Consider the following 13191-nt stretch of genomic DNA (forward strand, 5'->3'; position numbering starts at 1 on the left):
GCCTTGCAGCGCCACGGCAAGAACCCGGGCGAGACGAAAAGACGACAACACAACGGAGGGAGAGACATGATGAAAGCACGGCATTTCCGGACGCGCCTCCTGCGCGGTTCGATCCTTGGCCTGAGCGCCCTTTCGCTTGCGCCCATGGCGCAGGCCGAAGAGGCAGAGGAGCCTCAGGCCACCGGCCAGTCCGCCTCGGTCCAGGAAATCATCGTCACCGCGCAGCGCCGCGAGGAAAGCCTGCAGAAGGTGCCCGTTGCCGTCACCGCCATCGGCACCGAACAGCTTGAAGCCCTGCGCGTCACCAGCGTGCGCAATCTCGCAGGCCTTGCCCCCAGCCTGCAGTTCAACAACCAGGGCCAGCAGTCCAACCCCACGATCATCATCCGCGGCGTTGCCTCGGGCACCTCGTCCAACTCGGTCGATCCCAAGGTCGGCATGTATATCGACGGCGTCTATATCGGCCGCGCGGTCGGCTCGTTGCTCGACTTTTCCGATATCCAGCGCGTCGAAGTTCTGCGCGGGCCGCAGGGCACGCTGTTCGGACGCAACGCCACCTCGGGCGCGATCAGCATCGTCACCGCCGCGCCCAAGGGCGAATGGGGCGTCCGCGCCACCACTTCCTACGGCAACTATGATGCGTTTCGCGGCAAGGTCTCGCTCGACCTGCCGCAGATCGGCCCGTTCTCGATCCGCTTGTCCTACCTGCATGACCAGATCGATGGCGATGTGACCAACACCATGGCCGGCAAGGGCCTCAACATTGCCCTGCGCGCGCCCGAATTCGGCACTCAGCGCTTCGTCAGGAAGCTCGGCCATCGCAACGTCGATGGCGGGCAGATCGCGGTGCGCGGCGAATTCGGCGCGCTGACCGCCGACTACCGCTTCGACTATACCGACACCCGCGCCTCGGGCCGCGCGATGCAGAGCCTTGGCGTGATCCCCGATGCCTCTGGCCAGTTGCTCGGCCCCATCGTCGCGCTGCAACCGTTCTTCGGCGGCACCACCAACGAAGGCCTGAACGGCCCGCTGTCCTCCGTGGCCGCCGCCACCAGCGAGGAGCATGTCGTCACCCAGGGCCACAGCCTGACGCTGACGCTGGAAGCGAACGACAATCTCACCGTCAAGTCGATCAGCGCCTATCGCAAGTTCCGGCAGGACCCGGTGATCTTCGATCTCGGCTCGGCCGGCGGCATGCGCTTCACTTTCCAGCAGCTGGGCGCGTTCCTCACCCCCGGCCTTACCCCGCAGCAGATCCAGGCAATCCTGTTCAACCCGGCCAACGCCCCCGGCCCCAACGACTACTTCTTCCCGCTGCTCTCGGCCCGCGCCACGCGCCAGGAACAGTTCAGCCAGGAGCTGCAGTTCCAGCTTTCCAACGACAGCTACCAGCTGACTGCGGGCCTGTTCTACTTCCACGAGAAGTCGCCCGGCACCGAAGTGCTCGGCATCCTTTCGCCCACGCCTTCGGCCACGATCGTGCCCAGCCCGCTCGACAACATCTTCGGCAGCGGCATCACCCGCACCGAGGGCGTCAACGATTCCATGGCCGGCTATGCCCAGTTGACTTGGCACCTGTCCGACAGTTTCGACCTGACTGGCGGCCTGCGCGGCACGATCGACGATCGCGAGCTCAAGATCTTCGCAATCTCGGGCGCGCAGGGCGGGTCATTGGGCGTGGGTGATTACAAGGCGACCTACAAGAAGCTGACCTGGACCGGTATCGCCACCTGGCGGCCGAACGAACAGACCACGCTCTTTGCCAAGATCGCCACCGGCTACGTCTCGGGCGGCATCCTTTCGGGCATTCCCTATCGGCCTGAGAACCTGACCTCCTACGAACTCGGCGCAAAGACCCAGTTCCTCGACAACAAGGTCCGCCTGAACGTCGCGGCTTATTACAACGATTACAAGGACCTGCAGACCCAGAACTTCATCAACGGGCGGCAGTTCTTCGACAACGCGGGCAAGGCCAAGATCAAGGGCTTCGAAGCCGAACTCGATGTGGTGCCCGTTGCCGGCCTGAACCTGTCGGGCAGCGTCTCCTACACCGATTTCGACTACAAGCAGTTCATCCTCAACGGGCAGGACGTCGCCGCCTTTGCCCGGCCGACCTACTTCTCGAAATGGACCGGCAGAGCCGCCGCCACCTACAATTCGCCCGATTTCACCAGCAACGGCGGCCATGTCTCGGCGCTGATCGAAGGCCGCTATCGCAGCACCTACTACCTCACCTCCACTCCGTTGCGGAACATCCTCACCGGCCAGCCCGTTCTTGAAGACCGCAACAGGCAGCCGGGATACTGGCTGGTCAACGGCCGCCTCGGCGTGGCCGAAATCGGGCTGGGCGGCGCACGCGTCTCGCTTTCGGTGTTCGGCGACAACATCTTCGACAAGCGCTACATCGCCTTCGGCGCGCCGGTGCTGCTGTTCACCGGCACTTACGAACGCGGCCGCACCTATGGCGTGGAGCTTGGCGTAAACTTCTGAGGATCAACGGATAAACAGGGAGAGGGGCCGGGGCGAAAGCTCCGGCCCCTCGGTTGCTTGTGCTATCAGCTATATTCCGGCCACAACCGCGAAGCCTCGCGGCTATCGAGGTCCACCGCGCCGACGATGCCGAGCGTCGCCCGTGCTTCCTGCAGCGGCAGATGGAACACGTCCTCGTACTTCGCCATCCAGTAGGGCCCGGACCGCTCGCCCACGTCCATGCCGCAGCGCACCGCCTTCAGCGCAGTCGGAAACGCCGCCGGATAGTGCAGCCCGGTGCGCGAGACGAGCCGCAGCGCACCCAGCAATTGCCCGGCATTGATCAGTCCGACGAGTTCCGGATCGAGGAAGCGCGGCAGGTTCGATAGCCGCGCGAAATAGGGCACAAGCTCGCCGATGATGTCGAACCCGCCGCCGCAGACGATATGCTCCAGATCATGCGTCTGCCCGCTGCGCAGCGAGAAGTATTCGAACTGGTTGCGGGGCACGAAGCGCGGCACGATGTCGATCTCGAACCCGTTGTCGCGCAAGTAGCGGCCGAAGGTGTGGCCCAGCGATCCTTCCGGATTGGCCAGCAGTTCGTCCACGGTGAAATTCGACGAAAAGCCTTCCTCGAACCACGCGTCCAGTTCAGGCCAGCGCTTGCGCTCGGCAGTGAACAGCGCCTCGATCCGGGGCACGTCGAAGATGTCGGCAAGGATGCCATAGAGTCTGTGCGCATCGAGCGTGGTGGGTGAATCCTTGCCGCTCTTGCGCAGATAGGCAGTAGCCAGCCAGTCGCGCAGGCGCGGCTCGTTGAGGTAGTCCGAATTGCTGACCAGCACGGTGCTGTCGGTCGCCACCGGCTTAGCACCGCGCGCAAGGTAGGGCAGGTCATCGGCCATCGGTCAGTTCCTCTCACGCATATACTTGTCGCCCCAAATCCTCGTCATTGCGAGGAGGCGCAGCCGACGAAGCAATCCAGAGCGTCGTGCAAGCCGCTCTGGATTGCCGCGCGACCTGGGGTCGCTCGCAATGACGAAAGCGGGAGGCGTCTTTACACCAGCCCCCTCGGCACTCGCACCGGCATTTCCAGCAGGTGCTGCGCCATGCTCTTGGCCGCCGCATCAAAGCGCGGCGAGAGATTGATCCCGCCGCCTTGCGCATCGTGCGCCACGAAGTTTATCGCATGGGTGCCGGGCACCTCGAACCGCTCGACCCGCGCATGGGCGGGATCATCGAACAGGTGGCGATACCAGTCGGTCACCGCTTCCACGCTGAGGCTCGCCCGGATCCACGACAGGGACGCCGGATCGCGCGCGATGACGGCCACGTTGAACAGCCGCCCCTTGTCGCCACTGCGAGCCCAGGCCAGCCGGATCAGCGGCACTTCGACGAGATCGTCAGCGGTCGGCGGGACCGGGGCTTCGAGCTGCGGCAATGCGGCCGGATCGAACCCCGGCCTGACCGGATCGGCAAAGTCGAGCGCAATGCCATCCAGCGCCACCGCTTGCGCCACCCGCGCCCGCTCGATCAGGCCGAAGACCATCCCCGTCAGCGGAAAGGCACGCGGCGCGGCGATAATCGGCGCAATCGAGGTACCGACTGCCATGTTCATGATCGCCGTCGTCTGCTCGCGCCCGAAGAGCAGGCAGGCCGCAGGCATGGCATGATCGACCACGATCTTGAGCAGGACTTCGCGGGGGGCAAGCGCCTGCGCCCTCGGCCCCCATGCCGTCTCGGTGCCGATCACCTCGACATGTGTCTGCCGCCACGGCCCACAGCCGCGCTCGTCGAGCATGGCCGAGACGCGCTCCAGCAGCGCATCCGCCGTCCGCCGCGCCTTGGCCACCGCATCGATTCCGCTGACGGGGATCAGCGCGACGGAGCGCCAGCCGTCGTCATAAGTCCCGCACAGCTTCAGCGTTTCAGGCGGCGCGTAACCCTTGGCCCCGCGCACCAGAACCCGGTCCGGCCCCACCTGCTCCAGCGTGATCCCGGTGAAATCGCAGACCACGTCGGGCACGATATAGGCGCGCGGATCGCCCACTTCGTAAAGCAGCTGTTCGGCAATCGTGCCGACCGAAACCAGCCCTCCGGTGCCCTCAGGCTTGGTCATCACCACGCTGCCATCGGCATGGCATTCCCCCACCGGGAAGCCGATCTGGGCCCAGTCCGGCACGTCCTGCCAGTCGGTAAACGTCCCGCCCGTTGCCTGCGCGCCGCATTCCAGCAGGTGGCCCGCCACGGTCCCCGCCGCCAGCAGATCGAGATCGTCTGCGCCCCAGCCGAACTCGTGGATCAACGGCCCCAGGATCAGCGCGGAATCCACGACACGCCCGGTAATCACCGCATCGGCCCCGGCCTCCAGCGCGCGGGCAATGCCGAATGCGCCGATATAGGCATGCATGCCGATGCTGCCCTCGGGCAGAGGCGCGCCGCTGTACATGTCGCGCAGTCCCTCGGCGCGCAGTTGCGGCACGAGATGCTCGACATCGTCGCCAGTCACCGTCGCGACACGCAAGGTCAGCCCCTGCTCGCGCCCGCGTTGGCGGATCAGTTCGGCCAGACCTTCCGGGTTCATGCCCCCGGCATTGGCGGTCACACGGATGCCGCGCGCCTTCAGTTCCTTGAGGTACGGCCCGATGTGGATGTCGACAAAGTCCGGCAGGAAGCCCGAGGCAGGATCGGCTTGGCGCATCCGCCGGAAGATGCCCATCGCCCCTTCGCCAAGGTAATCGAAGGCGAGGTAGTTCAGGCCCTCCACCTTGAGCAGCCCCGGCACGGCAATCGCACTGTCGTTGAGCGCCCCGCTCGCCCCGCCGATGCGGACGATCTTGCCCGCGTCAGGCATTGGCCCCGGTCAGGTCCCGCGCCGCGACATAGCCGAAGGTCATCGCCGGGCCGATGGTAACGCCAGCGCCCGGATAGCTTTCGCCCATGGCCGAGGCCGCGTTGTTGCCCACGGCATAGAGGCCCGCAATCGGCTGCCCGGCATCGTCCACCACCTGTGCCTTGGCATTGGTGCGCAGGCCGCCGTTGGTGCCGATGTCGCCGGGGTAGATCGGCATGGCATAGAATGGCCCTTCGGTCAGCGGGCGAAGGCAGGGATTGGGCTGGTGGCGATAGTCGCCATACATCCGGTCGTAGGCCGCATCGCCGCGATGGAACTCGGGGTCCTCCCCCTTGGCCGCGCCGGCATTGAAGCGCGCGATCTGCAGTTCCAGCGCCGCCGGATCGACGCCCATGGCCCGCGCCAGTTCACCGATCGTGCGCCCCTTCTTGAGGATAGACTTGACCGCGCCCGATTGCAGCCAGTCGGGCACCAGCGGCAGCAGCGGGCCCATCGGGAACTGGTGGCGATACTTGTGGTCGAACACCATCCAGCTGGGTGACGCGTCGCCGAATTCCTTTTCCCGCCGCGCCATCTGCTGGCCGACGATGTGATACGAAGCCGCCTCGTTCAGGTAGCGCTGGCCCTTCTGGTTGACCATGATGCACCCCGGCAGCGCGCGCTCGATGGTGCACAACCGGCCGCGATCCTCGCCCGGAACATGGAACACCGGCGCGGCCCAGGCCGACTGCATGTTCATCGTGCCCGCGCCCACGGCCTGCCCTGCCCGAATGGCATCGCCGGTATTGCTCGTCACCCCGCCCGATGCCCAGGCTTTGTTGTAGAGCGGCGCGTTCGCGTCGCGCATCTGCTGGTTCTTGTCGAACCCGCCCGCCGCCAGCACCACGCCCTTGCGCGTGCGGATGGCGAAGGGCTTGCCGTCCTTCTCCACCACAATGCCGACAACGCGCCCGTTCTCGGTCACCAGCTCCTTCATCGGCGTGGCCAGCCAGAGCGGCACGCCCGCCTCGTTGAGCGCAACGCGCAAGGCGCCGGTCAGCGCGTTGCCCAGCGTCAACCGCCGGTCCTTGCGCGAAGTGAAGCGCAGGGGCCAGTCGAACCAGTACTTGGCCATGTTCTTCGCCAGCCCCGTCAGCCAGCCGGAGCCGCGATAGAGCAGCTGGTAGGTCTCGGCGAAAGTCCAGTTGAGGTAGCCGAACAGGCTCGCCGCGGGCGAGGGAAGTCGCTGTGTTTTCAGATCGTTACCGAGCAGCGTGCCGTCGAACATCTCGGGCAGGTGGGTGCGGTATCCCGTCACCGATCCGCCGGGATTCTCAGCGTGGTAATCGGGATAGGGCTGCGAGGTGTAGATCACCCCGGTGTTCGCCGTCACCCAGCGCAGCATCGGCGCGGCGTTCTCGACATAGGCGCGGATGTTCTCGTCGGGCACGTTATCGGCGGACAGTGCACGGACATACTTGAAGGCGTCGTCGAGATTGTCCTCGAATCCCAGGGCCTTGGCCTGATCGCTCCCGGGGATCCATATGCCCCCGCCCGATGTCGCGCTGGTGCCGCCCCAGAGCTTGTCCTTCTCGACCACCAGCACGTCGGCCCGGTTCTTCGCCGCCACCAGCGCGCTGAGCATCCCGCCCGCGCCCGAGCCTACGACGACGACGTCGACTTCCTTTTGCCAGTTCACCGTCATATTGTCCTGCCAGCGGGGCACATCGGCGCCCTCTCTCCCGAAATTTGACGCAAACGTCGGCCAGACTTGCGCTCATGTCAACTCCATGCGTAGAATGGGCTCAAGGATTCTACGAAAAAATGGGTTAGGAGAGGCTGAAGCGATGGAAAAGGTCGTCGCCGCGCTTTGGGTGCCACCGGGCGAAACGCGCGAGGCCTATGGCGCGCGCCTGCTCGAAACGCTGCCGCAGGCGCTGGTCTCAGCAGGCGCCAGCCGCGTGCGTCTCAACATCCGCGATGCCACGGTAGCGCCGGGAGAGGCACTGGTCCAGCAGTGGCAGGCCCCGCAGCAGGCCGCCGTCGCACAATTCTGGATGCCGTCCGCCAACGCCCGCTTCCGGGGCGAGGTAGATGTCGCGCTCGCCGCGCACAGCGCATGGTTTGCCGCGTGGCTGGTCTGCGAATCGGAGATCATCCCGAACACCGCACACCCATGTTCTGCAAATGTTTCCCCGGGGAAACAACTGGGGGAGATCCCCGAGCGCACATGGGGCTGGAGCCAGGCGAGCTTCATTTCGTTCCGTCCGGACCTCTCGCGCGAAGCGGCCATCGCCCACTGGCATTCGCACCACACCCGCGTGGCGATCGAGACCCAGGCCAACTTCGAGTACGTCCAGAACCTGATCGTGCGCCCGCTGACCGAGAATGCGCCCGCTTACAGTGCCTTCGTGGAAGAATGCTTCCCGATCAATGCCTTGAGCGAACCGGAGGCCTTTTTCGACGCGGTCGGCAATCCGGCCAAGTTCAAGGCCAATCTCGATGCGATGATGGACAGCTGCCACGCCTTCCTCGACTTCACCCGCAACGACATCATCCCCACCAGCCAGTTCGACTTCGCCCAACGACTTCGCCCATCTGGGCTGACCTGAATCAAGAGGAACCGACATGTCCGACCAACCGAAGATCGCGCCAAAGGTCGCTCTCGTCACCGGTGCCAGCCGGGGTGCAGGCGCCGGGATCGCCCGAGGCTTTGGCGAGATGGGATACACCGTCTATGTCACCGGCCGGACCGTCACCCCCGGCGATGCCAAGGGCTGGGATGGCACCGTGCTGCCCGGCACCGTTTCCGAAACTGCACAGAAAATCAATGACCTGGGCGGAAAGGGCATTCCGGTCGTCTGCGATCATGCCGACGATGCGAGCGTTGCCCGCGTATTCGAGCAGATCATGGACGAGCAGGGCCGCCTCGACGTGCTGGTCAACAATGCCGCCTACATGCACCACCAGCTGATCGACAAGGCGCCGTTCTGGGAGAAGGAGCTCGACGCCCAGAAGATCATCGATGTCGGCCTGCGCAGCGCCTACGTGGCAAGCTGGCACGCGGCCCGGATCATGGTGCCGCAGAAGTCGGGCCTGATCGCGATGACCTCCTCGTTCGGCGCGACCTGCTACATGCACGGCCCCGCCTATGGCGCGCAGAAGGCCGGGCTCGACAAGCTGGCGCACGACATGGAGCACGATTTCCGCGGCACCGGGGTGATCGCCGTCTCGCTCTGGCTTGGCCCGCAGCTGACCGAGCGCGCGCTGATCGCGGCCAAGACCAATCCGGAGCAGTACGAAGGCTTCCTCTCGATGGCCGAGAACCCCGAGTTTTCCGCCCACGTCCTCGCCGCGATCGACAGCGCGCCCAACCGCGACGAGCTTTCGGGCCAGACGCTGATCGTGGCGGAGATTGCCAAGGAGCTGGGCGTTACCGACCGGGGTCATGACCGACCCTCGCACCGCGATATGCTGGGCAGCCCGCGTCCGAAGAATCCGGCGGCGGTTTATTGAGGGGTAGTGGGAGGGCCCACCCCTAACCCCTGTCGGCCAAGTTCACCCGATGATCCCCCACGGATCATCGGGCGATACCTCACAGCCCTGCCCCCTTGCGCCCGATCCCGCGCTCCATACGCTTCGCCCGTCAAGCCGGAGCAACCGGCCGATTGGGAGAAAATCGCATGGCAAGCGCAGCACCTTCTGCCGGTGGCCTTCCCTTGCTCGATGGAGGCACGCCACTTCTTGGGCATCTCGCACAGTTCTTCCGCGATCCGGTTTCGGTCCTGAAGCGCGGCTACCGCAGCAAGGGGCGGATGTTCGCGATGAACTTCATGGGCCAGCGCATGAACGTGATGCTGGGGCCCGAACACAACCGCTTCTTCTTCGAGGAGACCGACAAGCTGCTCTCGATCCGGGAGTCGATGCCGTTCTTCCTCAAGATGTTCTCGCCCGATTTCTATTCCTTTGCCGAAATGGACGAGTACCTGCGCCAGCGCGCGATCATCATGCCCCGGTTCAAGGCGGCATCGATGAAGCAGTACGTGCCGGTGATGGTCGAGGAATCGCTCAACCTCGTCGACAGGCTGGGCGAGGAAGGCGAGTTCGACCTGATCCCGACGCTCGGCCCGGTGGTGATGGACATTGCCGCGCACAGCTTCATGGGGCGCGAGTTCCACGAGAAGCTGGGGCACGAATTCTTCGACCTGTTCCGCGATTTTTCGGGCGGCATGGAATTCGTCCTGCCGCTGTGGCTGCCGACGCCCAAGATGGTGAAATCCCAACGCGCCAAGAAGAAGCTGCACGCGATCCTGCAATCGTGGATCGACAAGCGCCGCGCGAGCCCGCTCGATCCGCCCGACTTCTTCCAGACGATGATCGAGACGAAGTATCCCGATGGCCGCCCCGTGCCCGACGAGATCATCCGCCACCTGATCCTGCTGCTGGTCTGGGCGGGGCACGAAACGACGGCCGGGCAGGTCAGCTGGGCGCTGGCCGACCTGTTGCAGAACCCCGGTTATGCGCAAGTGCTGCGCGACGAGACGGCGGCGCTGCTGGGTGGCGGCATTGGCGGAAACCTGAGCTGGGAACATGCCATCGCCATGGAGAAGATGGACCTTGCCCTGCGCGAGACCGAGCGGCTTCATCCCGTCGCCTACATGCTCAGCCGCAAGGCCAGCGCCGATATCGAGCGCGAAGGCTATACCATTCGCAAGGGCGAGTTCGTGCTGCTGGCGCCTTCTGTCAGCCACCGCATGGAAGAGACCTTCCGCAATGCCGATGCCTATGATCCCGAACGCTTCAACCCAGCCAACCCCGATGCGCAGATCGAGAGCAATTCGCTGATCGGCTTTGGCGGCGGGGTGCATCGCTGTGCGGGCGTGAACTTTGCGCGCATGGAAATGAAGGTGCTGGTGGCGATCCTGCTGCAGAACTTCGACATGGAACTGATCGACGAGGTGCGGCCGATTGCCGGTGCATCGACCTATTGGCCGGCCCAACCCTGCCGCGTGCGCTACAGGCGGCGCAAGGTGGACGGGGCTGCGGCGAGCGCGGACGTTGCGGCGCTGGCCAAGGCGGCCGGTTGCCCGGCACATGCGTGAGGCGCACTGAATGGCCAAGGTGACATTCGTCCAGCCGGACGGTTCGCAGCGCACGTGCGTGAACTTCGAGGGCATGACCCTGATGCAGCTCGCGGTCGGCAATCTTGTCGACGGGATCGACGCGCTGTGCGGGGGGATGATGCAGTGCGCCACCTGTCACTGCTATATCGATCCGGAGTGGCTCGACCGCACGGGTTCGGCGCGGCCTGACGAACGCGAGATGCTCGAGGCCATCGAGGGGGTGGAGATCCGCCCGAACAGCCGCCTGTCGTGCCAGGTCCAGCTTGGCGAGGAGCTTGACGGGCTGGTGGTGCACATTCCGGCGGATCAGCCCGGTATCTGATTGCCGCACGACCTTCGCGAGCGGACTGCCCACCCCGCTGCGACTAGCCTCTCCTATGGTTCGTCAAGTCTCGCTCCCCTCCCGCAGGCGGGAGGGGTTGGGGGTGGGTCTCCAGCGTCAGCCAGAATGATCAAACATCTGCAAATCTTGACTTCTTCTCTTACGCATCCGGTTGACATCCCGATCATCCGAAAACACTATGCGTAGAAATAGTAATCATGTTCGCCGAATCATCGGCGTGGAGAGGGACGACATCCGATGACTGCGGGAACGAATGCTGGCCTTGCTGCGCAAGCGCTGGACTTCACGGGGAAGACAGTGCTCGTAACCGGCGGCGGCGTGGGCATCGGGCGCGCCATTGCCGAGGCCTTTGCCGGAGCGGGCGCGCATGTCGTGATCGCCGAGATCGATCCGGCCAATGCCGATGCCGCTGAAGCCGCCATGCCATCTGCCCGCGTGTTCCGTTGCGACGTGCGCCAGCGCGGTGTGGGCGCGATGCTGGCCGAGCGGATCGCGGCGGAAACCGGCAGGCTCGACGTGCTGGTCAACAATGTCGGCCACTTCGTTCACGCACGGCCCTTTTCCATGCTGGAAGACGAGGAGGCGGAGGAAATCCTCGACGTGAACCTTGGCCAGTTGCTGCGCATGACCAAGGCGATGATCCCACTTCTGCGCAAGGGCGCGCCGGGCTCCTCGATCATCAATGTCACCTCGATCGAGGCGCATCGCGGCATTCCCTATTGCTCGGTTTATGCCGCAGCAAAGTGGGCGGTGACGGGCTTTACCAAGAGCCTTGCACTGGAGCTTGGGCCCGAAGGCATCCGGGTGAACACCATCGCGCCCGAGACGACCGACACGCCGCAAGTGGCGCTCGACTACATGATTCCGCCCGAGAACCGCACCCACGAAGAGCGCTGGATTCCGCTGGGCCGCTTCGGCCAGCCGTCGGACTGCGCGGGTGCCGCGCTCTACCTTGCCAGCCCCCTGGCGGCGTGGGTGACGGGCAGCACGATCAATATCGACGGCGGCGCGCTGGCGGCTGCAGGCTGGTATCGCACGCCGCAGGGCGAATGGACCAACGTGCCGCTGATCTCGGGCAATGGGCTCGTGATACCGGGCACCGTTTCGTGAGCGACCTTTCCGCCCTGCGCCGCACCGCCGAACGCTATGCCGTCGGTGCCGACCGGCGGAACAAGGCGCTGTGGCGCGAGGTGCTGGCCGACGACATCGAGATCACCGGCCCCGGCTTCAGCATCACCGGCCTCGAAGCCAACCTCGGTTCGATCGACCACCTCGCCCACGCCTTCACCATGACGCGCCATGTGGTGCACGACATGGATGTGACCGTGGACGGCGACACGGCGCGAGGCGAAACCCGCTCCACCGCCGAACACCGAATTGCCGCGCCCGATGGCGACACGCTGCTGGTCTGGGCGATCCGCTATCAGGACCAGTGGCGGCGTGAAGGCGACAACTGGAAATTCACCCGCCGCACCCTGATCGTCGATTGGGAAGAACTGCGGCCGATCAAGGGAACAGGCGCATGAAGGTACTGGTCATCGGCGGGACGGGGGCGCTGGGCGGCCATGCCGCGCTGCATCTGGCGGCACAGGGGCATGAGGTAACGATTACCGGTCGCTCTGCCGCGCCGACAGGGACGCCGCTCACCGGCCTCGGTTTCCTCAAGGGCGATTACGTCGCGGGCGATTTTACCGCCGACCGGCTTGCGGGCTTCGACTGGATGGTCTTTGCCGCTGGCAACGATCCGCGCCACGTGCCGCAGGGCGAGGACTTCGCGGCGTGGCTGAAGAAGGCCAACCACGAGGCACTCCCCGCCGTATTCGCCGCCGCGCGCGAGGCCGGGGTGCAGCGCGCGGTGCAGCTTGGCAGCTTCTACCCGCAGGCCGCGCCGGAGCTGATCGCGGGCAATGTCTATATCCAGTCGCGCCTTGCCGCCTGCCAGCTCGCCCGCGACGAAGGGCGCGAAGGCTTCGATGTGGTCAGCGTCAACGCGCCCTTCATGGTCGGCGCGGTGCCGGGCCTGCCCAGCGCGATCTTCGAACCCTATGTCGCCTGGGCCAAGGGGCAGATCCCGATCCCGTTTTTCGCTCCAACCGGCGGCACCAACTTCATGTCGTTCCGCTCGCTCTCCGAGGCGATCGAAGGGGCGCTGCTGCGGGGCGAGCCGGGCAAGGCCTATCTGGTGGGCGATGAAAACCTCACGTTCCGCGAATACTTCCAGCTGTTCTTCGATGCGGTTGGAAGTGATGTCGATCTGGAAGAGCGCGACGAGGAGTTGCCGCTGCTGCCCGATGTCGCCATCCCGCAAGGGCGCGGCAACACGATCAGTTATGAACCAGACGCTGGCGAAACCGCGCTGCTCGGCTATCGTCGTGGTGACGTGGCGGCGGCTGTGGCCGAAATCGTCGCCCAATACGGCTAAG

General features: G+C 65.2%; 11 protein-coding genes. 8 read left to right on the plus strand and 3 right to left on the minus strand.

What is annotated here, in order from left to right; all coding sequences use genetic code 11:
- Positions 1–69 precede the first annotated feature (69 nt).
- Positions 70–2490: a TonB-dependent receptor gene (locus IQ25_RS05880; RefSeq protein WP_181447193.1), complete on the plus strand. Its 2421-nt coding sequence runs from the start codon at positions 70–72 to the stop codon at positions 2488–2490.
- A gap of 65 nt (positions 2491–2555) precedes the next feature.
- Here IQ25_RS05880 and IQ25_RS05885 read toward each other — a convergent pair whose 3' ends face one another.
- From IQ25_RS05885 to IQ25_RS05895, 3 genes are all read right to left on the minus strand, one after another.
- The gene (locus IQ25_RS05885; RefSeq protein WP_144903665.1) at positions 2556–3374 is read right to left on the minus strand and encodes a Coq4 family protein; all 819 of its coding nucleotides are present in this window, start codon (positions 3372–3374) and stop codon (positions 2556–2558) included.
- Between the two features lie 152 nt (positions 3375–3526).
- The gene (locus tag IQ25_RS05890) at positions 3527–5323 is read right to left on the minus strand and encodes an acyclic terpene utilization AtuA family protein (protein ID WP_144903668.1); all 1797 of its coding nucleotides are present in this window, start codon (positions 5321–5323) and stop codon (positions 3527–3529) included.
- On the minus strand, positions 5316–7007 hold the full coding sequence (locus IQ25_RS05895) for an FAD-dependent oxidoreductase (RefSeq protein ID WP_181447198.1): 1692 nt from the start codon (positions 7005–7007) through the stop codon (positions 5316–5318). Before IQ25_RS05895 ends, IQ25_RS05890 begins: the two co-directional genes overlap by 8 nt.
- A 142-nt stretch (positions 7008–7149) precedes the next feature.
- On the opposite strand from IQ25_RS05895, the gene IQ25_RS05900 reads away from it, so the two are divergent.
- The 7 genes from IQ25_RS05900 to IQ25_RS05930 all read left to right on the plus strand — a co-directional run bounded on the left by IQ25_RS05900 (position 7150) and on the right by IQ25_RS05930 (position 13190).
- Complete coding sequence (locus IQ25_RS05900; RefSeq protein ID WP_144903673.1) at positions 7150–7914, plus strand: EthD domain-containing protein; 765 nt, start codon at positions 7150–7152, stop codon at positions 7912–7914.
- Positions 7915–7930: 16 nt separating this feature from the next.
- On the plus strand, positions 7931–8818 hold the full coding sequence (locus tag IQ25_RS05905) for an SDR family NAD(P)-dependent oxidoreductase (RefSeq protein ID WP_144903676.1): 888 nt from the start codon (positions 7931–7933) through the stop codon (positions 8816–8818).
- A gap of 167 nt (positions 8819–8985) precedes the next feature.
- On the plus strand, positions 8986–10404 hold the full coding sequence (locus IQ25_RS05910) for a cytochrome P450 (RefSeq protein WP_144903679.1): 1419 nt from the start codon (positions 8986–8988) through the stop codon (positions 10402–10404).
- Positions 10405–10414: 10 nt separating this feature from the next.
- A complete protein-coding gene (locus tag IQ25_RS05915) occupies positions 10415–10747 on the plus strand; it encodes a 2Fe-2S iron-sulfur cluster-binding protein (RefSeq protein ID WP_144903681.1) in 333 nt (110 codons plus the stop codon).
- 258 nt (positions 10748–11005) lie between these two features.
- The gene (locus IQ25_RS05920; protein ID WP_144903684.1) at positions 11006–11878 is read left to right on the plus strand and encodes an SDR family NAD(P)-dependent oxidoreductase; all 873 of its coding nucleotides are present in this window, start codon (positions 11006–11008) and stop codon (positions 11876–11878) included.
- Positions 11875–12294 carry a nuclear transport factor 2 family protein gene (locus IQ25_RS05925; protein ID WP_144903687.1) on the plus strand — a complete coding sequence of 140 codons (420 nt, stop codon included), beginning with the start codon at positions 11875–11877 and terminating at the stop codon, positions 12292–12294. The genes IQ25_RS05920 and IQ25_RS05925 overlap by 4 nt, the downstream gene beginning before the upstream one ends.
- Complete coding sequence (locus IQ25_RS05930) at positions 12291–13190, plus strand: NAD-dependent epimerase/dehydratase family protein (protein ID WP_144903689.1); 900 nt, start codon at positions 12291–12293, stop codon at positions 13188–13190. Before IQ25_RS05925 ends, IQ25_RS05930 begins: the two co-directional genes overlap by 4 nt.
- Position 13191 lies beyond the last annotated feature (1 nt).

The organism is Novosphingobium taihuense, assembly GCF_007830315.1.
In the GTDB taxonomy this organism is placed as follows: Bacteria; Pseudomonadota; Alphaproteobacteria; order Sphingomonadales; family Sphingomonadaceae; genus Novosphingobium; species Novosphingobium taihuense.

What these genes read in the sequence shown, in the direction of transcription:
- IQ25_RS05910 (WP_144903679.1), top strand. Translation starts at nt 8,986, where the DNA reads ATGGCAAGCGCAGCACCTTCTGCCGGTGGCCTTCCCTTGCTCGATGGA.
- IQ25_RS05920 (WP_144903684.1), top strand. Translation starts at nt 11,006, where the DNA reads ATGACTGCGGGAACGAATGCTGGCCTTGCTGCGCAAGCGCTGGACTTC.
- IQ25_RS05915 (WP_144903681.1), top strand. Translation starts at nt 10,415, where the DNA reads ATGGCCAAGGTGACATTCGTCCAGCCGGACGGTTCGCAGCGCACGTGC.
- IQ25_RS05900 (WP_144903673.1), top strand. Translation starts at nt 7,150, where the DNA reads ATGGAAAAGGTCGTCGCCGCGCTTTGGGTGCCACCGGGCGAAACGCGC.
- IQ25_RS05905 (WP_144903676.1), top strand. Translation starts at nt 7,931, where the DNA reads ATGTCCGACCAACCGAAGATCGCGCCAAAGGTCGCTCTCGTCACCGGT.
- IQ25_RS05895 (WP_181447198.1), bottom strand. Translation starts at nt 7,007, where the DNA reads ATGACGGTGAACTGGCAAAAGGAAGTCGACGTCGTCGTCGTAGGCTCG.
- IQ25_RS05880 (WP_181447193.1), top strand. Translation starts at nt 70, where the DNA reads ATGAAAGCACGGCATTTCCGGACGCGCCTCCTGCGCGGTTCGATCCTT.
- IQ25_RS05930 (WP_144903689.1), top strand. Translation starts at nt 12,291, where the DNA reads ATGAAGGTACTGGTCATCGGCGGGACGGGGGCGCTGGGCGGCCATGCC.
- IQ25_RS05890 (WP_144903668.1), bottom strand. Translation starts at nt 5,323, where the DNA reads ATGCCTGACGCGGGCAAGATCGTCCGCATCGGCGGGGCGAGCGGGGCG.
- IQ25_RS05885 (WP_144903665.1), bottom strand. Translation starts at nt 3,374, where the DNA reads ATGGCCGATGACCTGCCCTACCTTGCGCGCGGTGCTAAGCCGGTGGCG.